Source organism: Sedimentimonas flavescens (assembly GCF_025154035.1).
Lineage (GTDB): Bacteria > Pseudomonadota > Alphaproteobacteria > Rhodobacterales > Rhodobacteraceae > Rhodobacter > Rhodobacter flavescens.
Genome location: NZ_JAOALJ010000004.1, coordinates 294,540 through 316,487, shown reverse-complemented (window position 1 = coordinate 316,487; position 21,948 = coordinate 294,540). Strand labels below are relative to the sequence as shown.

At 65.8% G+C, this 21,948-nt stretch carries 18 protein-coding genes; 9 read left to right on the top strand and 9 right to left on the bottom strand.

Annotated features, from left to right (window positions below):
• Position 1 precedes the first annotated feature (1 nt).
• The 7 genes from pgi to N3C64_RS09870 all read right to left on the bottom strand — a co-directional run bounded on the left by pgi (position 2) and on the right by N3C64_RS09870 (position 6,758).
• Positions 2 to 1,609: a glucose-6-phosphate isomerase gene (gene pgi, locus N3C64_RS09900; RefSeq protein ID WP_260014169.1), complete on the bottom strand. Its 1,608-nt coding sequence runs from the start codon at positions 1,607 to 1,609 to the stop codon at positions 2 to 4.
• A 1-nt stretch (position 1,610) separates the two neighbouring features.
• On the bottom strand, positions 1,611 to 2,282 hold the full coding sequence (gene pgl, locus N3C64_RS09895) for a 6-phosphogluconolactonase (protein ID WP_260014166.1): 672 nt from the start codon (positions 2,280 to 2,282) through the stop codon (positions 1,611 to 1,613).
• Positions 2,279 to 3,754: a glucose-6-phosphate dehydrogenase gene (gene zwf, locus N3C64_RS09890; RefSeq protein ID WP_218630674.1), complete on the bottom strand. Its 1,476-nt coding sequence runs from the start codon at positions 3,752 to 3,754 to the stop codon at positions 2,279 to 2,281. The genes pgl and zwf overlap by 4 nt, the downstream gene beginning before the upstream one ends.
• Positions 3,755 to 3,863: 109 nt before the next feature.
• A complete protein-coding gene (locus N3C64_RS09885; protein ID WP_218630675.1) occupies positions 3,864 to 4,361 on the bottom strand; it encodes a DUF2478 domain-containing protein in 498 nt (165 codons plus the stop codon).
• A gap of 2 nt (positions 4,362 to 4,363) precedes the next feature.
• Complete coding sequence (locus N3C64_RS09880) at positions 4,364 to 4,903, bottom strand: RSP_2648 family PIN domain-containing protein (RefSeq protein ID WP_260014163.1); 540 nt, start codon at positions 4,901 to 4,903, stop codon at positions 4,364 to 4,366.
• Complete coding sequence (locus tag N3C64_RS09875; protein WP_260014162.1) at positions 4,903 to 6,108, bottom strand: RSP_2647 family RNA methyltransferase; 1,206 nt, start codon at positions 6,106 to 6,108, stop codon at positions 4,903 to 4,905. The genes N3C64_RS09880 and N3C64_RS09875 overlap by 1 nt, the downstream gene beginning before the upstream one ends.
• Positions 6,109 to 6,179: 71 nt before the next feature.
• On the bottom strand, positions 6,180 to 6,758 hold the full coding sequence (locus N3C64_RS09870) for a DUF6778 family protein (protein WP_260014160.1): 579 nt from the start codon (positions 6,756 to 6,758) through the stop codon (positions 6,180 to 6,182).
• Positions 6,759 to 7,008: 250 nt separating this feature from the next.
• Here N3C64_RS09870 and edd point away from each other — a divergent pair, with 250 nt between their 5' ends.
• Together edd and eda are read left to right on the top strand one after the other, a co-directional pair.
• Complete coding sequence (edd, locus tag N3C64_RS09865; RefSeq protein WP_260014158.1) at positions 7,009 to 8,829, top strand: phosphogluconate dehydratase; 1,821 nt, start codon at positions 7,009 to 7,011, stop codon at positions 8,827 to 8,829.
• 24 nt (positions 8,830 to 8,853) lie between these two features.
• Positions 8,854 to 9,495, top strand: coding sequence for a bifunctional 4-hydroxy-2-oxoglutarate aldolase/2-dehydro-3-deoxy-phosphogluconate aldolase (eda, locus tag N3C64_RS09860; protein ID WP_260014156.1), 642 nt, complete (start codon positions 8,854 to 8,856; stop codon positions 9,493 to 9,495).
• Here eda and N3C64_RS09855 read toward each other — a convergent pair.
• On the bottom strand, positions 9,492 to 9,761 hold the full coding sequence (locus N3C64_RS09855) for a hypothetical protein (protein ID WP_218630681.1): 270 nt from the start codon (positions 9,759 to 9,761) through the stop codon (positions 9,492 to 9,494). The two genes, eda and N3C64_RS09855, sit on opposite strands and share 4 nt — an antisense overlap.
• Before the next feature lie 19 nt (positions 9,762 to 9,780).
• Positions 9,781 to 12,552, bottom strand: a complete 2,772-nt coding sequence (locus tag N3C64_RS09850) for a [protein-PII] uridylyltransferase family protein (RefSeq protein WP_260014154.1) — start codon at positions 12,550 to 12,552, stop codon at positions 9,781 to 9,783.
• A gap of 94 nt (positions 12,553 to 12,646) precedes the next feature.
• On the opposite strand from N3C64_RS09850, the gene N3C64_RS09845 reads away from it, so the two are divergent.
• From N3C64_RS09845 to N3C64_RS09815, 7 genes are all read left to right on the top strand, one after another.
• Entirely contained in the window at positions 12,647 to 13,135 is a 489-nt protein-coding gene (locus N3C64_RS09845) for a YbaK/EbsC family protein (protein ID WP_260014152.1), read from the top strand.
• Positions 13,136 to 13,224: 89 nt separating this feature from the next.
• Positions 13,225 to 13,677 carry a DUF2852 domain-containing protein gene (locus N3C64_RS09840; RefSeq protein WP_260014150.1) on the top strand — a complete coding sequence of 151 codons (453 nt, stop codon included), beginning with the start codon at positions 13,225 to 13,227 and terminating at the stop codon, positions 13,675 to 13,677.
• Between the two features lie 154 nt (positions 13,678 to 13,831).
• Positions 13,832 to 14,659 (top strand): arginyltransferase, encoded by an 828-nt coding sequence (locus tag N3C64_RS09835; protein WP_218630685.1) that lies wholly within the window; start codon positions 13,832 to 13,834, stop codon positions 14,657 to 14,659.
• Between the two features lie 217 nt (positions 14,660 to 14,876).
• Positions 14,877 to 15,971, top strand: coding sequence for a TRAP transporter substrate-binding protein (locus N3C64_RS09830; protein ID WP_218630686.1), 1,095 nt, complete (start codon positions 14,877 to 14,879; stop codon positions 15,969 to 15,971).
• A 234-nt stretch (positions 15,972 to 16,205) separates the two neighbouring features.
• Positions 16,206 to 17,309: a TRAP transporter substrate-binding protein gene (locus N3C64_RS09825; RefSeq protein ID WP_218630687.1), complete on the top strand. Its 1,104-nt coding sequence runs from the start codon at positions 16,206 to 16,208 to the stop codon at positions 17,307 to 17,309.
• Between the two features lie 135 nt (positions 17,310 to 17,444).
• Complete coding sequence (locus N3C64_RS09820) at positions 17,445 to 18,758, top strand: efflux RND transporter periplasmic adaptor subunit (protein WP_260014147.1); 1,314 nt, start codon at positions 17,445 to 17,447, stop codon at positions 18,756 to 18,758.
• Positions 18,755 to 21,871 (top strand): efflux RND transporter permease subunit, encoded by a 3,117-nt coding sequence (locus N3C64_RS09815; protein ID WP_260014145.1) that lies wholly within the window; start codon positions 18,755 to 18,757, stop codon positions 21,869 to 21,871. The genes N3C64_RS09820 and N3C64_RS09815 overlap by 4 nt, the downstream gene beginning before the upstream one ends.
• Positions 21,872 to 21,948: the final 77 nt, after the last annotated feature.

Sequence of the window (21,948 nt, the reverse complement as noted above, 5' to 3'; positions counted from 1 at the left end):
ATCAGCCCCGCAGTGCGCGCACCCGTGCGGCCAGCGCGCGCGTCGAGCCATCCTTGCCCGCGCCATCCGAGGTGCCCTCAAGCACCGGGGCAAGCGCAAGCGCCAGTTCCTTGCCGAGTTCCACGCCCCATTGGTCAAAGCTGTTGATTCCGAGGATCACACCCTCAACGAACACGCGGTGCTCGTAGAGTGCGACAATCCCGCCGAAGACCTCGGGCGTCAGTTTGGGATAGAGAAGCGTGGTCGAGGGGCGCGAGCCGGGGAAGACCCGGTGGCGCGCCTGACGCTCCAACTCGGCGCCGGTTAGCCCCTTCTTGCGCATGATCTCGGTGGCCTCGGCCAGGCTGCGGCCGCGCATCAGTGCCTCGGATTGGGCAAGGCAGTTGGCGGCAAGCAGCAGGTGCTGATGCGCCAGATCAGGCTCATGCCCCTCGGCCGCCAGCATGAATTCGCAGGGAATGACGCGCGTGCCCTGGTGGATGAGCTGATAGAAAGCGTGTTGCCCGTTGGTGCCGGGTTCGCCCCAAACCACCGGCCCCGAGTGATAGGGCAAGTCCGCACCATCCATGCTGACGCGCTTGCCATTCGATTCCATCTCAAGCTGTTGCAGATAGGCAGGCAGGCGCGAGAGCCGCTGGTCGTAGGGAAGCACCGCGCGGGTCGCATAGCCGCAGAACTGGTTGTGCCAGATCCCGACCAGCGCGAGCAGAACCGGCAGGTTCTGCGCAAGCGACGCCGCGTGGAAATGCGCATCCATCGCCGCCGCGCCACGCAGCATCGCGTCGAACTGCTCGGGGCCGATGGCCAGCACCAGCGAAAGCCCAATCGGCCCCCACATTGAGTAGCGCCCGCCGACCCAGTCCTCGAACCCGAAGACTCGCGCGGGGTGGATGCCGAAGGCGGCGGTCTTGTCGCTGGCGGTGCTGAGCGCCGCGAATTGCGCCGCCGGGTCTTTGACGGTCTGCGCCATCCAGCGCCGAGCGGTCTCGGCATTGGTCATCGTTTCGATCGTCGTGAAGGTCTTCGAGGCCACGATGACCAGCGTCGTTTCCGGGTTCAGCCCCTTGAGCGTGTCGTGGATATGCGCGCCATCGACGTTCGAGACAAAGTGGCAGCGCGGCCCATTGTGATAGGGCGCCAGCGCCAGCACCGCCATCGCGGGCCCCAGGTCCGAGCCGCCAATCCCGATATTCACCACATCGGTGATCGCGCCGCCCTGCCCGGCAAAGCGCCCTTCGCGCACGTCGCGGGCAAAGCCAACCATGCGCGCATGGGTCTTGCGCACCTTGGGCATGACGTCCTCGCCATCGACGCAGACCGGGTGGCTGAGATTGCGCAGCGCGGTATGCAGCACCGCGCGCCCCTCGGTTTCATTGATCTTGGCACCGGTGAACATCGCCTCGCGTCTCGCAGCCAGATCGGCGTCTTCAGCCAGGCGGACCAGCAGATCCAGCGCCGCCGCGTCGATATTCGTCTTGGAGTAATCGAACAGGAACGGGCCGGATTCACAGGTAAACTCGGCCGCGCGATTTCCATTTTCGAACAATTCCGCGATACGGCGCGTTTTCACGGCCTCGGCATGGGTCAGCAGCTCGGTCCAGATTGTCATGTTACTCAGCCCAGTGAACGGTAGCGTTTTTGAGGACACAGCGCACGGGGGCCTCTTCCTCGGGAAGGGTGGCCGCGCGCTCGATTGCGGCGCGCTTCTCGGCGCCTGTGATCAGAATGTGGATATGCATCGCGTCGCGCAGGACCGAAGCGGTCAGGGTAATGCGCGGCTCGCCCGCAGCTTCGGCGCGCAGCGCCATGACCGCAGGGGCGGTATCGGAAAGCGCCTCGACCAGTCGGTCGGCGCCGGGGAAGAGACTCGCGGTATGCATATCCGCCCCCATCCCCAGAAGCAAAACCGTGATCGGCAGCGCCGGGGCGATCCCCTCGGCGAGTTCCGCAAGCTTGTCTTCGGGCTGCGGAGCGGGCGCATAAAGCGGCACCAGCTGCGCGGCAGCCGCCCGCCCGGTCAGCAGGCGCTCGCGCAGCAGCCGGGTGTTCGAGCGCGGGCTGCTTTCATCGACCCACCGCTCGTCATTGAGCAGCACCGAGACACGCCCCCAATCCAGATCCAGCCCCGAGAGGATGTCGAAGACCGGCCCCGGCGTCGTCCCACCCGGAACCGACAGGGTGGCACGGCCGTGCACCTCCAGCGCGCGCCGCAACTCAGCCGCGATCTGGTCGGCCAGATCGAGCATGAGCAGGTCGCGGTCGGGGTAGGCCTTGAAGTTCATTCGCGGATCTCCCGCCAGCGGCGCCCGTCGCGGTGCATCAGCATCAGCGCATCCTCGGGCCCCGACGAACCCGCATCGTAACCCTGCGGACGGTCGCCGCGCGCCGTCCAACCCTCGATGATCGGATCGGTCCAGGCCCAGGCGGCCTCGACCTCGTCGCCGCGCATGAACAGCGTCTGGTTGCCGCGGATCACATCCATGATCAGCCGCTCATAGGCGTCGGGGATATCCGCCCCGTCCTCGCCCAACGCCTCGGCGAAGGACATATCGAGCGGCACCTGAACCAGACGCATCCCGCCCGGCCCCGGCTCCTTGATCATCATCTTGAGGTTCATGCCCTCGTTCGGCTGAAGGCGGATCACCAGGACATTCTCGCGCCAGGTTTCGTCCGCCTCGTCGAAGATCGAATGCGGCGGCTCCTTGAAGGTGATCGCGATCTCCGAGGTGCGCGCCCGCAGACGCTTGCCGGTGCGCAGGTAGAAAGGCGTGCCCTTCCAGCGCCAGTTCGCCACATGCACCCGCAGCGCGATGTAGCTTTCGGTCCGGCTGTCGGGGTTCTCGGCATCCTCCAGATACCCCGGCTGATGCCCCTTTCCATCGTCGGAACGATGCGCAAGGTATTGCCCGCGCACGATATCCGCAGCAGAGACCGGCTGCAGCGCGCGGATGACCTTGAGCTTTTCATCCCGCACCGCGTCCGGGTCGAAATGATAGGGCGGCTCCATCGCGATCAGGCACAGAAGCTGCATGAGGTGGTTTTGCACCATGTCCCGCATCGCGCCGGACTTGTCGTAATACGAGCCCCGCCCGCCAACGCCGACCGTCTCGGCAACGGTGATCTGGACGTGATCGACGAATTGCGCGTTCCAGAGCGGCTCGAACAGGATATTGGCAAAGCGCACCGCCATCAGGTTCTGCACCGTCTCTTTGCCCAGATAGTGGTCGATGCGGTAAATCTGCGTTTCGTCGAAATGCTCGGCCAGCGTGGTGTTGAGCACCTTTGCCGAGGCCAGATCACGACCGAAGGGCTTTTCGACGACGATACGCGCTTGGGAGGTGGCGATGCCGAAGGCGTGCAACCGCTCGGCCAGCGGCCCAAACAGTGCCGGCGCGACCGAGAAGTAGAAGGCATTGATCAGATGGGGACGGACGAGCGCCTTGAGCTCATTCCAGCCGCCCTCTCCCATCGCGTCGATCGGGACATATTCAAGGATACTCAGAAATGCCTCGATCTGGGCCGCGTCGCGCTTGCCCGCGCCCACATGCTCATCGATCGCCGCGCGCGCATGGGCGCGAAACGCGGCTGTGTCCATCTCGGTGCGCGCCGCGCCGATGATGCGTGCACCCTCGGGGATCTGACCGGAAAAGAACCGCCGATAGAGGCCGGGCAGGATCTTGCGGTTGGCCAGATCGCCGGTGGCGCCGAAGACCACCAGATCGAAAGGGTCCACCGGAATGACACGCGAAACCATTGGGCTCTCCATTGCAGGAACTGTTAGCGCTAACGCGCGCCTTCTAGCCGCTTAAGATCCAGAAGTCTAGTCCGCGATCCGCCTTGGGCCAAGTTCTTGCCCGGTGCGATCAAGAGGATACTTTGACGAAATCTGCAAGCTGCTGAATTTCTGGCCGAAGTTCTTCCGCCAACCCGTCGGAAAACGCCTCGAACTCGGCGCGGGTTTCGGGCGGCACGGAAATCAGTACGCGCATGCCGCGGGCCAAACCAAGGCCGATCAGGTCACGGCAGCCGCGCCCGGCGGCCTCTTGCTTGCCGAATTTGTTCAGGATCAGCGCGGCACTCGCCGGGGCCGCCTCGATCGCGCGGGCCGTCGCGGCCACAGCCTCTTCCAACGCGCCTGCATCAAGCGTGCAAGCATCCGCACCCGACCCGAGCTCTTGCGAGATGGCCCGAACCTCCTCGGCCGGCAGCAGGCGCAGGTGCATCTCGCAGGGGCGGGCGGCAGGCGTCTCTGCGCGCACCATGGCCACCAGCGGCGCCCCCTCGGCGCGAAGCCGTTCGGCCAGTTCGGCCAGCAACCGATCCGCCCCGCCCTTCTCCGTAACCGAGATGAAGCCCAGCATGTTCAACCCAATGCCTTCCCCAGACGCGGCAGCTTCGCGCGTTTGAGCAGCGGCCGCAACGGCTGCGGCACGCCCGAAAGACGCTCGGCCTCGGCGCGCACGGCCTCGACCACGGTTTCGATCCCCTCGGGGCGCTCGGACCACAGTTCCCACAGGAGGCCGTCGGGGTCTCGGCGCGTCAGGCCCTCGGCGGCCAGCACATTGCGCGGGAAATCCACCGCGTTGAAGGTGCAGATCGCATCGGCGTGGCCCGAGATCGCCGCCGCGAGCACATGGATGTCATTCTCATCGGGTAGATGCAGGCGCGCCTCAACGCCGGGGCGCGGTGCCACGCCGGCCTTGGGAAACTCGACGCGCAGCAGTGCGATCTGCCCGCGCGCGATGGCCTCATCGGCAGGGCCAAAGCGCGCCGCGGCGCGGGCCCATTCCTCTAGGATGCGATCCGACCAGAGCGGCGTGTAATACCCCGCCCGAGCCACGCCGATCAGGATCTCGCGCAGGACGGTCGGGAACAGCACACAGGCGTCGAGCAGCACCTTCATCAATCGAGCCGGAAGAACAGCGACTTGAGATAACCCGATTCGGCCAATTGCGGCAGCATCGGGTGATCGGGGCCCGCGTAACCCGTGTGGATCAGCTGCGAGCGCCGCCCGGCCTTGCCGATCCCGCGTGCCGAGGCTGCGCGGAACTGCACCAGATCGGCAGCATGTGAGCAGGAGCACAGCACCAGATAGCCCCCCGGCGCGACCAGCTGCGCGGCAAGCCGCGCGACACGCTCATAGGCGCGCAACCCGGCCTGTAGCGCCGGTTTCGCGGGTGCGAAGGCGGGCGGATCGCAGATCACCACGTCGAAGCTCTCGCCCTCGGCCGCAAGGGCTTCAAGCGCGGCGAAGGCATCGCCCTGACGGGTCGAAAAACGAGCACCGCCGCCCATGGCCTCGGCCCCCTGACGCGCCAGATCCAGCGCCGCCGCCGAGGCATCGACGGACAGCGCCGATTGCGCCCCACCGGCAAGGCAGGCCAGCGCGAAACCGCCGACATGGCTGAACACATCAAGCACCCGCGCGCCCTTTGCCAGCTGCGCCGCGAAAGCGTGGTTCGGGCGCTGGTCGAAGAACAGCCCCGTCTTCTGCCCGCCGATCACATCGGCCATGTAGATCGCGCCATTCATCGGAACCGGGATCGGGCCGGACACCTCGCCGCTCAGCACAAGCGTTTCCTCGGGCAAGCCTTCGAGGCCCCGTGCGCGGCCCGAGCCGTTCTTGATGATCGTTGTCACGCCCGCCACCTCGGTCAGCGCCGATGCAAGCTCGTCGATCATGGCCTCGGCCCAGGCGGCATTGGGCTGAACCACCGCGACATCGCCGAAGCGGTCGATGATGACGCCGGGCAGACCGTCTGCCTCGGCGTGGATCAGCCGGTAGAAGGGCGCGTCGAACAGCCGCTCGCGCATCGCCTGCGCATGGGTCAGACGGGCAATCAGCCAGTCGCGATCAATCTCTGCCTCGGGGTTGCGGTCAAGAACCCGCGCGATGATCTTCGAGTTCGGATTGACCGTCACCGTCGCCAGCGGGCGCCGCTCGGCATCTTCCAGCGTCGCAATGGTGCCGGGCGCCATGGACTGCGTGCGCCGGTCGGTCACCAGCTCATCGCCATAAACCCAAGGGAAGCCGTGACGGATCGCGCGCGCCTCGGCCTTGGGGCGCAGACGGACAACGGGGCGCGGGCGGGCGGTGGTTTCGGTCATCGGTTGGCTCCGGCTAGAGGGGCGTTCCCGCCTCCTCTACCCGGTTCGCGGCCCCGCGAAAAGCCCGAGCCCTAGGCGCCGGGTCGCAGCGGGCGACTCAGATGGCGCTTGATCGCTTGCACGATCAGTCGGGTGACCATGACCTTCTGGGTCAGGCCGCGGGCCTCATTGTCGGCGGCCTGCTGACCCCAGGCCGCAGGTTCAACGATATTGACGCGCTCCACCGGGCGCACCTCGGCGCCGCTGGCCGCGTCGCGCAGAGCGATGTCGAACGAGATGCTGTAATTGCCGCCATAGCCGTAGCGGGCCTTCTCAGTCAGTGCATGGAAGCCGCGCACCTCGATTTCCATGACAACCGGTGCGCCCGCCGTCGTCCGGGCGGAAAGCTCGGTGGCTGCTTCCTGAAAGATCGCGGCGACCTGGTCGTAGCGATCCCCCGGCGGATCGCCACGCCAGACGATATCGGCCCAGGGGTAGATCTGGTTTTCTTCGGACACGGACAGCGCGCGCGGCACGCTCACCTCTGCGCCGCGGATGTCGTAGGCAGGCTGCGTTTCCGCGCCCTTGTCGACGCGGATCTGGTTCTCGGCTGCCGGCAGATGCACAAAACCAAAGGGGGCGTCCGAACATGCGGATATCAGCACAAGCATGGCGCTGAATGCTAAACTCTTGATACCTTTCATCGAACAGTCCCTTTGAATTTCGGCGTTCTGTTAACATTCCCTTGCGCAGCTGGCCAAAAAGAATATTCAAATTCGTGCAATTTGCCGCAGCGGTGACGCATACGGCACGCTCTTGCCGCCGGTTATCGGGTTTGAGAGTTGCATTGTTAGCGCTAACTGTGTAGAGAGCCGACAAAACGCGCCGAGACCGGCGACCAGCAAGGACTCATCTACAGCCATGACCAAGCGCCCCGCACCGCTCAATGATACCCTCGCCCGTGTGACCGATCGCATTCGGGAGCGTTCGGCGGGGCAGCGCGGCGACTACCTTGCGCGCATCCGCGAGGCTGCAAGCGCGGGTCCCGTGCGGGCACATCTGAGTTGCGGCAACCAGGCTCACGCCTATGCGGCGATGGAGCGCGACAAGCCCGCGCTCGCCGAGGGGCGCGCGGCCAATATCGGGATCGTGACGGCTTACAATGACATGCTCTCGGCGCATCAGCCCTATGAAAGCTACCCGCGCCTGATCAAGGACAGCCTGCGCAAGCTTGGCGTGACCGCGCAGGTCGCGGGCGGCGTTCCGGCCATGTGCGACGGCGTCACGCAGGGCCAGCCGGGGATGGAGCTGAGCCTCTTCTCGCGCGATGTGATCGCGCTGGCAGCGGGGATCTCGCTGAGCCACAACACCTTCGACGCGGCCCTCTATCTGGGTGTGTGCGACAAAATCGTGCCGGGGCTGATCATGGCTGCTGCCACGTTCGGGCACATCCCTGCGATCTTCGTGCCCGCCGGGCCGATGACCTCGGGCCTGCCGAATGACGAAAAGGCCAAGGTGCGTCAGCAATTCGCCACCGGCGAGGTCGGGCGCGACAAGCTGATGGAGGCCGAGATGGCCTCTTATCACGGGCCGGGCACCTGCACCTTTTACGGCACGGCGAACACGAACCAGATGCTGATGGAATTCATGGGCCTGCACCTGCCCGGCGCAAGCTTCGTGAACCCCAACACGCCGCTGCGCGAAGCGCTGACGGTTCAGGCCGCTCGCCGCGCTGCCGAAATCACCGCGCTTGGCAATGACTACCGTCCCGCAGGCGAGATCCTTGATGAGCGCGCCTTCGTGAACGGCCTTGTCGGGCTGATGGCGACGGGTGGATCGACCAATCTCGTACTGCACCTGCCCGCCATGGCGCGCGCCGCCGGGATCGTGCTGGATCTTGCCGATTTCGACGACATCTCGGCCGTGGTGCCGCTGATGGCCAAGGTCTATCCGAACGGTCTGGCCGATGTGAACCACTTCCACGCGGCAGGCGGGCTGCAATTCCTGATCCGCGAGCTGCTTGGCGCGGGCCTGCTGCATGGCGATGCCAAGACCGTCGCGGGCGACGGGCTTGAGGCCTATACCCGAGAGCCCAAGCTGATAGATGGCAAGCTCGACTGGGCCGAGGGCCCGAGCGAGACGCTTAACGACAAAATCCTGCGCCCCGCAGCCACCCCGTTCCAGCCTCAGGGCGGCCTGCGCCAGCTTTCGGGCAACCTCGGGCGTGGGGTCATCAAGATCTCGGCCGTGGCCCCCGAACACCACCTGATCGAAGCCCCGGTTCGCATCTTCCACGACCAGGATGACGTTCGCGCCGCCTTCAAGCGCGACGAATTCACCTCGGATACCGTCGTCGTCGTGCGCTTCCAGGGCCCGCAGGCGAACGGCATGCCCGAGTTGCACTCCCTCACCCCGACGCTGTCGGTCTTGCAGGCGCGCGGGCTCAAGGTTGCGCTGGTGACCGACGGGCGCATGTCGGGTGCCTCTGGCAAGGTCCCGGCCGCCATTCACGTCAGCCCCGAGGCGGCCTGCGGCGGCCCGCTGGCCAAGCTGCGCGACGGTGATATCGTGCGCCTCGACGCGGAAAATGGCGTGTTGACCTGCCTTGCCGCCGATTTCGACAGCCGCACCCCGGTTGCCGCCGATCTGTCGCATAATGCCCATGGCATTGGGCGCGAACTCTTTGCCGCCTTCCGTCGCAACGTCGGCCCCGCCACCGATGGCGCGGCCGTAATCGTCTGATCTCAAACCTCCGAGAGGGACACCATGACCCCCGCCGAACAATCCGCCGCCGCCCGTAAGATCTGCGCCCTCGCCCCGATCGTTCCGGTGATCGTCGTCAAGGAGTTGGGGCACGCCGCCCCCCTCGCCCGCGCGCTGGTTGCAGGCGGCCTGCCCGCGCTTGAGGTGACGCTGCGCACGCCCTGCGCGCTCGATGCGATCCGCGCCATGTCCGAGGTCGAAGGCGGCGTGGTTGGCGCGGGAACCCTGATCACCCCGGCCGACGTCAAAGCCGCCAAGGCCGCAGGCGCGAAATTCGGCGTCTCACCCGGCGCGACCGAGCGCCTCGTGAAAGCCTGCGAGGATGAGGGCCTGCCGCTGTTGCCTGGCGCCATCACCGCCTCCGAAGTGATGCGCGCGATGGAGTGGGGCTTTGACATGCTCAAGTTCTTCCCCGCCGCCACCTCGGGCGGCGCGCCCGCGATCAAGGCACTTGGCGGGCCGCTGCCGCAGGTCAGCTTCTGCCCGACGGGCGGCATCAGCCTGCAAAACGCCAATGATTACCTGAGCCTGCCGAACGTGCTTTGCGCGGGCGGGTCGTGGGTTGCGCCAAACGACAAGGTCGAAAGCGGCGATTGGGCCGGGATCGAGGTGCTTGCCCGCGAAGCCGCCGCCCTGCCGCGCTAGGCGCCAAAGCGCGCGGCACGCCCGCCGCGCCGCCCCGCGCCACCCGGCGGGCGCGTCAGCCCCTCGGTCAGAACCTTGCTCATGGGGTGTTCGGCATCGGCGCCATAGGCCGCCAGAACCGTCCGCATGGCGTCGAACGGTTCCAGCCCCGGCGCAAGGCTCAGCGCCCAATCCATGAAGATCGAACGGCATTCGGACAGGGTGATCCCCTCGATCCGGTAGCTTTCACGGATCAGCCCTTTCGGGTCCGCAAGGTTCAAATCCATGACTTTCCTCGCCATTCTCTCACCCTAGCGCCGCCTCGACGATGACAGCTACCTCTGAGGTGGTGCGTTCGAGCCGTTCGGCAAGGGCCTCAAGACTATCGACGCCGACCTCGCGCAGCAGGAACGACTGCCCGCCCTCGCCGATGGCCTCCATGTCGAGCGGCTTGTCGGTGAGCAACCGCCCCCCCGCCTGAAGCCGCCACAGGAAGCGATAGGCCGAGGCCAGACGCTCGCCCTCCTCCTTACTGCACAGACCAAGACGCGGGCCGATGCGCAACTGCGGCTCGACCCGGCGCGCGGGTTCGCCGCCGCGCAAGGCAAAGCTTTGCGCCAGCAGTTCGATGTCCTGTAACCGGCCCGGACCGATCTTGGCCTCCCAGGCGCCATCGGGGGCCTTGGCGGCAAAGATACGCCCGCGCATCTCGGCCAGGTCGGGCATCACCTTTGGATCACCGCCCTTCGCGCCAAGAACGGCCACGCGCACCGCCTCGACATCAGCCGCAAGCCCCGGATCGCCCGCTACCGGGCGCGCTCGGGTCAGCGCCAGATGCTCCCAAGTCCAGGCCTCATCCATCTGATACGACCGGAAGCTTTCGATCGAGGTTGCGACCGGTCCCTGCCGACCCGAAGGGCGCAGACGCATATCCACCTCGTAAAGCCGCCCCTCGGGCATCTGCGCGGTCAGCGCGGTGATCAGCGCCTGCGTCAGGCGCGCGTAATAGGGGCGCGTCGCCAGGGGCTTGCGCCCTTCCGACATCTCGACCCCCTCGGGGTCGTAGATCACGATCAGATCGAGATCCGAGGAAGCGTTCAGCCGCTCGGCCCCAAGCGACCCCATCCCCAGAACCACGGCTCCGCGTCCGGGCGGTGGGCCATGCTTGGCTGCGAACTCGGCCAGAACCTCGGGCCAGAGCGCGGCCACGGCGGCACCGGCTATATCGGCATACTGCCTGGCCGCCTCGGCCGCATCGACCAGACCGCGCAGGTGATGAACACCGACGCGGAACTTGAACTCCTTGGCCCAACGCCGTGCGGTATCCAGTTTTTTCTCATAGTCCTGCGCCGCAGAAAGGGCCTCGCGCAGATCTTGTAGCACCCCGTCGGGGCCGGGCCATGGTTCGAAGAACGAGCCCCCCAACACCGCGTCCAGCACGCCCGCGTTGCGCGACAGATGGGCGGCAAGCGCCGGGGCCGTGGTGCAGATATCGACAATCAGTTCGATCAGTTGCGGGTTGGCGTCGAACAGCGAGAACAGCTGAACACCCGCCGGCAAGCCCCGCAGGAAGCCGTCGAACTGACGCAGCGCCTCGTCGGAGTTCGCGGCGCGCTGAAGGCGGCGCAGCAGTTCCGGTTCGACTCGACGGAAGATCCCCCGCGCGCGCTCTGAGCGCAGGCAGGCATACCCGCGCCAGCCCTCGACGATCGCGGCGGCAGCGGGCGACAACTCGGGCCGCGTGGCGGTCTCGCCGGGGGCGAAGAAGGCACCCGTCAGCTCCTCGACGCGCTGCAAGCGGTCAATGAGCCGCGTCGACCATTTAGCGGCATCGCCCTCGCCCATCATCGCGGCGATCCGCGCCAGCCCTTCGGGGTTGTTGGGCAGAAGCTGGGTTTGTGCATCGTTGACCATCTGGATGCGGTGCTCGATGTCGCGATGCTCGCGGTAATGCGCGATCAGTTCCTCGGCGACGGCCGAGGGCACCCAATCCTTCGCGGCCAAGCGGCGCAACCCGCCCACGGTGGTGCGGTCGCGCAGTTCCGGGTCTCGCCCGCCCGCGATCAACTGCCGGGTCTGGGTGAAGAACTCGATCTCTCGGATCCCCCCCTGACCCAACTTCATATTGTGGCCGGGCAAGGTGATCGGCCCGTGCAGGCCCTTATGCTCGCGGATGCGCAGGCGCATGTCATGCGCATCTTGGATGGCCGCGAAATCGAGATGCTTGCGCCAGACGAAGGGGGTGAGCGACTGCAAGAACCGCTCTCCCGCGCCGATATCGCCCGCGCAGGCGCGCGCCTTGATATAGGCTGCGCGCTCCCATGTCCGACCCTCGGCTTCGTAATACAGCTCGGCCGAAGCCATCGAGATGCAGACGGGCGTCACGCTTGCGTCAGGGCGCAGACGCAGATCGGTGCGGAAGACATAGCCCTCGCCGGTGATATCCGAGAGCATCGCCGCCATCTTGCGGGTAACGCGGATGAAAGCCGCGCGGGCTTCCATCACATCCGACGGGTCATAGCGGGTCTGATCGAAGAGGCAGATCAGGTCGATATCCGAGGAGTAATTCAGCTCCCCCGCGCCCATCTTGCCCATGGCAAGCGCCACCATCCCCGCCCCGGTCTCGGCATCCTGCGGCTCGGCGCCGGGGATCTTGTTGCGGCGAATCTCATCGGCGACCAGCCGTGTGATCGCCAGGTTCACCGCATGATCGGCCAGATCGGTCAGCGCGCCGGTCACCAGCTCAAGCGTCCAGACCCCACCCAGATCGGCAAGGCCGGTCAAAAGGGCTATGCGCCGCTTGGCCCGGCGCAACTCATCCGCCAGGGCATCCAGCGGCACCTCGCCGATTCGGGCCAGCTCGGCCGCCAGTGCGGCCTCGGGTGTCTCGGCCAGCGCAGCGCGCAGCCAGGTCGCCTCACGCGTCAGAAGTCCCGCAAGGAAGGGCGAGCAGCCCGCGGTTCCAGCGACCAGAGCACGCATTTCGGGAGGAAGGTCGGTGAATTGCCCCGCCACATCGGCGCCACGCTCGGGCTCGAAGGGGACGGGACAGCGGGTCAGACGCGATACGAAATTCATGCCCGCCAGACTACTGCGCGGCTCAGGTTGGTCAATGGGCTTCCCTCAGCCCTGCGCGCACCCTAAAGCTTGAGCGCGAGGGGGGGGCAAAGCTATGAGCAAATCGTTGAAACGGGTTCAGAGCGCCCTGCTGGAAACGGGCGTAACCTTCGAGATTCTCGAGGTGGGACAGGCGCGCACCGCACAGGAGGCCGCCGACGCGGCAGGCTGCGCGGTAGATCAGATCGTCAAGTCGATCATCTTCCGCGGCGAGGCAAGCGGCCATGTCGCGCTGTTCCTCACGGCAGGCGGCAACCGGGTCTGCGCTGACAAGGCCAGTTCGGTGGCGCACCAGCCCCTTGGCAAGGCCGATGCCGCGCTCATCCGCGCCGAGACCGGTTTTGCCATCGGGGGCGTCGCCCCTGTGGGGCATCTGAGCCCGGTGGCCAGCTATTACGACACGCGCCTGCTGGAGTTCGAGCGGGTCTGGGCCGCCGCGGGCACACCCCGGCATATCTTCGCGGTCGACCCGCGCGAACTGCTGCGCATTACCGGCGCCAAGCTTGCCGATTTCGTCGATAGCCCGCCGCGCGATGAAATGTAAAAAAGGTTTACATGACCTCTTGAACGGGGGGCGGGGCTGCCCATTTCATGTAATGTGAAAGCAATTCACATGCCAACCCGGAGGTTCTCATGTCCGCCTACGCCTATTCCCCCGCTCCCGCCCGACCCGGCTGGTTTGCACGTGCGCTGAACTGGCTCGACGAACGTGGCCCGATTTCCTGGATCGCGGTCATGGTCGGCTCGTTCATCTTCGCTGGCCCGCTCGGCCTTGTTGTGCTCGGGTTCATCCTGATCACCGGCCGCTTCGGCAAGGGCTGCCGCCGCACCCACGCCCGCCGCGCCTGCGGCTTCGACATCCACGCCAGCCGTGTGACCGGCAACAGCGCCTTCGACGCCTACAAGGCGGAAACGCTGGCCCGGCTTGAGCGCGAGCAGGATGAATTCGAGGCCTTCCTTGGCCGCCTGCGCGAGGCCCGCGACAAGGCAGAGTTCGACCAGTACATGGACGAGCGCGCCCATGCCGCTGCCGAGCAGCCCGAAACCGAGCCCACGGAGCAGCCCAAGGCGCCCGGCGCCTACTAAGCCCTGAACGGCGGCATTTTGCCGCCGCACCTCCCCCCTCCCCCGACCCGGCTTGAAAAAGCCGGGTTTCGGCACAGTTCGGCCCAGAGGAAATGCTTGGCGCACAACGCCGAACTTGCTAGCCTTCCCTCGTATTAACGCCGAACGCCAACACATGCGCCATTCACTTCCGCTTGCACCGCAGTTCTACGTAACGGCGCCGCAACCGTGCCCCTATCTCGACGGGCGCTCGGAACGGAAGCTGTTTACCGCGCTGCAAGGCGAAGGCGCAGAGAAGCTGAACAATGCGCTGTCGCGCCAGGGCTTCCGGCGCTCGCAGAACGTGCTGTATCGACCGTCCTGCTCGGATTGCATGGCGTGCCTGTCGGCGCGCATCCGCGTGGCGGATTTCTCGCCCAGCCGGACCCAGCGCCGGGTGCTCAAGCGCAACTCTGATCTCAAGCGCACAGCGACCAGCCCCTGGGCCACCGAAGAACAGTTCGCGCTGTTCCGCCGCTACCTTGATGATCGCCACGCCGATGGCGGCATGGCCGACATGGATATTTTCGAGTTTGCCGCGATGATCGAGGAAACGCCGATCAAGTCGCGCGTCATCGAGTATCGCGAAACCGCGGCCACGCCCGATACCGCTCATTCGCTGGTCGCCGTCTGCCTGACCGACGTGCTCGATGACGGGCTGAGCATGGTCTACAGCTTCTATGATCCCGATCGGATCGACGACAGCCTGGGCACCTACCTGATCCTCGACCATGTCGAGATCGCACGGCGTGCGGGCCTGCCCTATGTCTACCTGGGCTACTGGGTGCCGGGGTCGCGCAAGATGGGCTACAAGGCGAATTTCAGCGGGCTGGAGATCTTCAAGAACGGAGCCTGGCAGGATCTGGGCGACCCCGAGGACCACACGGGTGAGACCCATCCGCTTTCGGTCGACCCCATCGCCGAGCAGGTGGCGCGCATCGCGCTACCCGACACGCGCAGCTGATGCTTAGCTAATGCGCAACCGCCGCCAGATGCGGCAGTTGAACGCAGAGTGGCGCGAATTGGCGAGAAACAGCCGAAATCGGATCACTTTTCTTACCAAAATTGCACATTTCGGCCAGCCCCGCTCTGGACACGCCGGGCTTCGCCTGCCACTTTCCACGCGACCGCCGCGGGCTCCCGGGGTGTGTCTTTATCCGATCATTATACGGGAGGACCCCATGGATCGTCGTTCATTCCTGACCAAAGCCGCTGTTGGCGGCGCTGCTGCCAGCCTCGCCGCGCCCGCCATCGCGCAATCGGCGCCGAAAGTGACCTGGCGCCTGACCTCGTCCTTCCCGAAGTCGCTCGACACCATCTACGGCGCGGCCGACGTGCTGGCCAAGCGCATCAGCGAGGCGACCGACGGCAACTTCCAGATCCAGGTCTTCGCGGGCGGCGAGATCGTTCCCGGCCTGCAGGCGGCTGACGCTGCCGCCGCCGGCACGGTCGAGGCCTGCCACACCGTCGGCTACTACTACTGGGGCAAGGACCCGGCCTGGGCCGTTGCGGCCGCCGTGCCGTTCTCGCTCTCGGCGCGCGGGATCAACGCCTGGCACTACCATGGCGGCGGTATCGACCTCTACAACGAGTTCCTCGCCAAGCAGGGCCTCGTCGCCTTCCCGGGCGGCAACACCGGCGTGCAGATGGGCGGCTGGTTCCGCAAGGAGATCAACACCGTCGAAGACCTCAAGGGCCTCAAGATGCGTGTCGGCGGCTTCGCGGGCAAGGTGATGGAGAAACTCGGCCTGGTGCCGCAGCAGATCGCCGGCGGCGACATCTACCCGGCGCTGGAAAAAGGCACCATCGACGCGACCGAGTGGGTCGGCCCCTACGATGACGAGAAGCTCGGCTTCTACAAGGTCGCACCCTACTACTACTACCCCGGCTGGTGGGAAGGTGGCCCGACGGTCCACTTCATGTTCAACAAGGCCGCCTACGAGGCGCTGCCGGCGGGCTACCAGTCGCTGCTGCGCACCGCCTGCCAGTCGGTCGATGCGAACATGCTGCAGATGTATGACTACCTGAACCCGAAGGCGCTCAAGTCGCTCGTGGCCAATGGCGCGCAGCTGCGTCCGTTCTCGCCCGAGATCCTTCAGGCCTGCTTCACCGCCGCCAACGAGGTCTATGCCGAGTTGGAAGCCTCGAACGCAGACTTCGCCAAGCTGTGGCAGTCGATCAAGACCTTCCGCGCCGAAAACTACCTCTGGACCCAGGTTGCCGAGTACAACTACGACACCTTCATGATGATCCAGCAGCGCAACGGCGCGCTCTGATCGCCGCCAATTCGGGCAACTGCCGCAACTTACGGCAAGATCCCGCTCAAACCGGCCAGCCCCGGCGCATTTCACCGCGCCGGGGCTTTTTCATGCGCGATTTGACGCAGGATTTCGTAGCGTGAGGGCTAGACAGGTCTTTTCGGTAAAGTAAAGTGACCACCGGAGCCGGCTACGGGGAGGAACCGCACAAAGCGGGCCGATAGTCGGACATACAACACGGGAGGAATTTATATGGATCGTCGTTCTTTCATCCGCAAAGGTGCGCTTGGCGGCGCGGCCGCAGCGGCCGCCTCGGTTGCCAGCCCGGCACTGGCCGAGGACCTGCCCGAGATCACCTGGCGGTTGACCTCGTCGTTCCCGAAATCGCTGGATACGATTTACGGTGCGGCCGAAACCATGGCGAGCTACGTCAGCGCCATGACCGGCGGCAAGTTCAAGATTCAGGTCTTCGCCGCGGGCGAGATCGTCCCCGGCCTGCAGGCGGCTGACGCCGTGGCCAACGGCACGGTCGAGGCCTGCCACACCGCCTCGTATTACTACTGGGGCAAGGATGCGACCTACGCGCTCGGCACCGCGGTGCCCTTCGGCCTCAACGCGCGCCAGCAGAACGGCTGGTATTACTACGGCGGCGGCAACGACCTGCTGAACGAGTTCTACAACACCCAGGGCCTGCACGGTCTTCCCTGCGGCAACACCGGTGCCCAGATGGGCGGTTGGTTCCGCAAGGAGATCAACACCGTCGAGGACCTCAAGGGCGTGAAAATGCGCATCGGCGGCTTCGGCGGCAAGGTCATGGAGAAGCTCGGCGTCGTGCCGCAGCAGATCGCCGGCGGCGACATCTATCCGTCGCTGGAGAAAGGCACCATCGACGCGACCGAATGGGTCGGCCCCTATGACGATGAGAAGCTCGGCTTCTACAAGGTTGCACCCTACTACTACTACCCCGGCTGGTGGGAAGGTGGCGCGACGCTGCATGCATTCTTCAACAAGGACAAGTTCGCCGCCCTGCCCGAGGCCTACCAGGTCGCGCTGGCGGCCGCCTGCCAGGCCGCCAACTCGGACATGCTCGCAGCCTACGACTACAAGAACCCCGGTGCGCTCAAGACGCTGATGGCCAACGGCGCACAGCTGCGTCCCTTCAGCCCCGAAGTTCTGCAGGCCTGCTACAACGCGTCCCAGGAAGTCTATGCCGAGATCACGGCATCGAACGCGGCCTTCAAGAAGATCTACGAAAGCCAGCTGGCCTATAAGCGCGATGCCTATGTCTGGGCGCAGCTGTCCGAATACAACTTCGACACCTTCATGATGATCCAGCAGCGCAGCGGCACGCTCTGAGCCCTACCTGCTCGACACGAAGAAAGCCCCGGGAACCCCGGGGCTTTTTTCTTGGCGTCACATCTTCTGACTACCCTTCGGCGCATCAACATGATCATATGCACAAGTATGAATTTATTTGCGCGAGGGATTGCGATGTGGACTTGGCAGATGGTGGCGCGGCGTGGGCTCGCTGTGGCGGCTCCGACGGCGCTCGGGGTGCTCAGCATCATGTGGTCCGGCAGCCTCGCGCAGCAGCCCGCGGCGAAAGACACCCTGCGCACACCGCCGCAGGTCCGCGTCATCACGATGGCGCCGATGGATATTATCCCCCGCGTCTCGGGCTATGGCACGGTCGAGCCGGCACGTGAATGGCGCGCGGTGGCCCGGATCGAGGGCGAGATCGACTGGACCATCGACGGCCTCGCCCCCGGCCTGATCGTCGGTGCGGGCACCTCGCTTGCGCGGATCGACGACAGCGGCCTGCGCCTCTCGCTGGCGCAAACCGATGCGCAACTGGCCGCGCTTGAGGTCAAGGACCAGACGATCGCCGCCTCGATGGCGCTGGTGCAATCCGATCTTGAACTGGCCCAGGCGGATCTGACGCGGCAGGAAAAGCTTGCGCAGCAAGGGGTTGTGACCGCAGCAAGCCTTGAATCGGTGCGCAGGCAGGAACTGGCCGCGCGCTCGAAACTGGTCGAGACCCAAAACCAGATCGCCCTGAACGCCGCCGAGCGCGACGTGCTGCGCGCCCAACGCGCGACGCTTGAGCGCGACCTCACCTTTGCCGATATCCGAACCCCCTACGATCTGCGTCTGACCGATGTAAGCGCAGAGATCGGCCAGTATGTCGCGCGCGGGCAGACGCTTCTGGCCGCCGAGGGCACCGAGGCCGTTGAGATCGCCGCGCAGTTCCCCATCGGGCGCATCGGTCCGCTGATGCGGGCGATGGCCGAGGGAAGCTCTGTCACCGATCTGACGGCACGTATCCGCCTGCCCGCCGCCGATCACAGCGTCACATGGAAGGCGCAGGTCGTGCGCATGGGCGAATCCATTGACCCGCGCACCCAATCGAGCGCCATCGTCGTGCGCGCGGAAGACCCGCTGTCGCAGGCTGAGGCAGGCGCCCGTCCGCCCCTGCGCCGCAACATGCTGGTGGAAGTAGTGCTGAGCGCGCCGAAAACCTCGGCGCTGGTCGCCCCGCTCGACGCGGTCGTTGGCGGCTCGGCGCTGGTGGTGTCCGAAGAGGGCAAACTGGAAAAGCGCCCGGTCACGCTTGGCTTCACACTCGATGAGATCGCCGTGGTGACCGAAGGGCTGGCCGAGGGCGACAAGCTCGTGGTGGCCGACCCCAGCATCGCCGTGCCCGGAATGGCGGTGAAACCGCTTGAGGACAAGGCCACGCTTGCCGCCTTGGCCGCCGCCGCAACAGGCGGCACCGCTGGCAAGGGCAAGGGAGCCTCGCAATGATCCGCCTCTTTGCCGGTCACCCGACCGCTGCGAACATCCTGATGATCGCGCTGATGGTGCTGGGGCTCGTGGCCCTGCCGCAGTTGCAACGCGACACCTTCCCCGAAACGCCGCCCTCCGAGGTCCAGATCCGCATCGCCTACCCCGGCGCCTCCCCCGCCGAGGTCGAGCGCGGGATCTGCGTCGTTGCCGAAGACCCGCTGCGTTCGGTGACCAACCTGGCCGAGCTGAGCTGCCTTGCGCGCGACAATACCGCCATCATCACCGCCGAGATCATCGAAGGCGCCGACATGACGCGCTTTCACAACGACCTGAAGGCGGCGGTGGACGCGATCACCAGCTTCCCCGACAAGGCCGAAGCCCCCGTGACCCAGATCATCGAGCGCATCGCCTCGGTCGCCTCGGTCGCGGTCACCGGCCCCGAGGACCGCATGGTCCTGCTCAGCTACGCTGACGCGCTGGCCGAACGTCTGCGCACCGATCCTGCGATCACCCAGGTTAGCGTCTCGGGCTTTTCCGAACGCGAGATCAGCGTCGAGCTGGATCCCTCGGCGGTCGAGCGTTTCGGGCTTTCGGCCTCTGATATCGTCACGCTGATCGGACGCGACAGCCTCGACATGCCGGCGGGCACGGTTGAGGGTTCGAACGGCGATGCCAGCCTGCGCTTTCTGGGCGAGAAACGCACGGTGCTGGAACTGGCGCGCATCCCGGTCGCGGGAACCGCAAGCGGCGCGCAGCTGTTGCTGGGCGATATCGCCACGATCAGCGAGGGCTTCGCCGACCCGGCGCAGGCCGCGCTTTACAACAACCGCCCCGCCGCCATCGTCAGCGTCAGCAAGACCGATGCGCAGGACGCGCTGCGCGTGAAGGCGGCGCTTGACCGGCAGGTGGCTGCGGCACAGGCCGAAGCGCCGGGCAATATCACGCTTGCGATCTCGCAGGACTCGACGTCGAACATCACCGACCGTCTGCGCATCATCGCCGTCAACGGGGTGCAGGGCCTGCTTCTCGTGCTGGCCTCGATGTGGCTGTTCTTCGGCTTCCGGATGTCGTTCTGGGTGGCGATGGGCCTGCCGGTGTCGTTCCTGGGCACGATCTTCGCGATGCAGTATCTGGGCTATTCGATCAACATGATGACCATGGTGGCGCTTTTGGTCGCCATCGGCCTGCTGATGGATGACAGCATCGTCATCTCGGAGAACATCGTGCGGCGCAGGCAGAGCGGCGAGGCCGGGCTGACCGCTGCAGTGAACGGCGCGCTTCAGGTTGCGCCGGGGGTTGCGGCCTCGTTCCTGACCACGGCAATGATCGTGGGGCCACTTGGCTTCCTGCAGGGCTCCATCGGGGGCGTCTTGAAATACATCCCGATCGTTCTCTTGCTGACCCTGATCGTCAGTCTGGTCGAGGCTTTCCTTGTCCTGCCGCATCACATGCACCACGCGCTGCGCCACGATCTTAAGGCCGGGCGCGTCAGCACCGCTGTGAACAACGCCTTTGCAAGGTTGCGCGATGGGGTCGTGGTGCCGCTTGCCGCGCTCAGCCTGCGCAATCGCTACCTGACGCTTGGGCTTGCGATCTTTCTGGTGCTGTTCTCGATCGCGCCATTAGCGGGCGGGTTGATCAAGTTCCAAAGTTTCCCGTCGCTGGAAAGCGACACGGTCGAGGCGCGGCTGCTGCTGGCGCAGGGCTCTCCCTTCGAGCGGACCGAGGCGCGCGTGGCCAAGGTTGTCGCGGGGCTCGAGGAGCTCAACGCCGAACTCTCCCCCGAACAGCCCGAGGGTCAGGCGCTGGTGCAAAGCTTCACCGTCACCTACAGCGCCAACGCCGACACCCCCGAGACCGGGCCGCATATGGCGATCGTCAGCGCGCGGCTACTGCCTGCGGGTGTTCGGGTGACCGAGGTGGGCGCGATCCTTGACCAGTGGAAAAAGGCCACCGGCCCGCTGCCAGACATGGCAGCACTCCGCTTTACCGATAAGGAACGCGGCGCGGGCGGCAAGCCCATCGACATCCGTCTGCAGGGCGAAGACCTCGATGCCCTCGCCGCCACGGCCAAGGAGATGCGCCAGTTTTTCCGCGGTTTTGAAGGTGTGCGCGATGTGACCTTCGATCTGCAACCGGGCAAGCGCGAGTTCATCGTCACCCCCCGCCCGGCCGCTGCCAGTGCGCTTGGCGTTTCGGCACAATCGATCGCGAGCGAGCTGCGCGCGGCGTTTCGCGGCGACACGGCCTTTGAGTTTCAGGACCGGCTTGGCGGGCTCGAAGTCGTCGTGCGCCTGAATGAAGAGGCGCGCCGTAGCCTGGCCGATATCCTCGATCTGCGGGTGCGTGCGTCGGACGGCACGGCCGTGCCGCTTTCGGCGGTGGCGGATGTACGCATGGATCGCGGCTATGCCTCGATCAACCGGGTCGACGGCCAGCGGTCGGTCGCCGTGCAGGGCTCAATCAACACCGCCGTCGCCAATTCTCGCGAGCTGATCAGCGCGCTCAAGTCCGACTACCTGCCGACGCTGGCCGAAAAGCGCCCCGATGTCCACGTCAGCTTTCTGGGCGAGGCCGAGGATGCCGCGACGACCGGCTCGTCGCTCGGGCGCAATCTCGGGATCGGCGTGATCGGGGTCTTCCTGATCCTCGCTTTCCAGTTCCGCAGCTTCTTGCAACCCGTCGTGGTGCTCGCGGCCATTCCGTTGTCGGTGATCGGCGTCATGTGGGGCCATCTCCTGCTTGGCCTGCCGCTTTCGCTGCCCAGCCTTGTGGGCATGGCGACGCTGGCCGGGGTCGTGGTGAACAACTCGATCCTGCTGATCGCCTTCATCAAGGAGCGTCTGGCCAAGGGCGACACGCTGGAGGACAGCGCCGTCAGCGCGGTGCGCGACCGTTTCCGGGCGATCTTCCTGACCTCGCTGACCACGGTGGTCGGCCTTGGTCCGCTGCTCTTTGAAACGAGCACGCAGGCGCAACTGTTGCGTCCGATCGTGGCCAGCCTCGCCTTCGGTCTGACATCGGCGACGCTGCTCGCGCTGCTGGTCACCCCGGCGATGGTAGCAATCCTGCATGACATGGGCCTGTTCAGACACGAACCCGAGGAAGACCCCGTGCTGCAACAGGCCTGAGCGAAAGCCCGCCCCTCACCCTCTCGTTAGTTGACCGGGGCGGGTCTTCGGGTATGAAGCCCGCAAAGTGAGGTGTT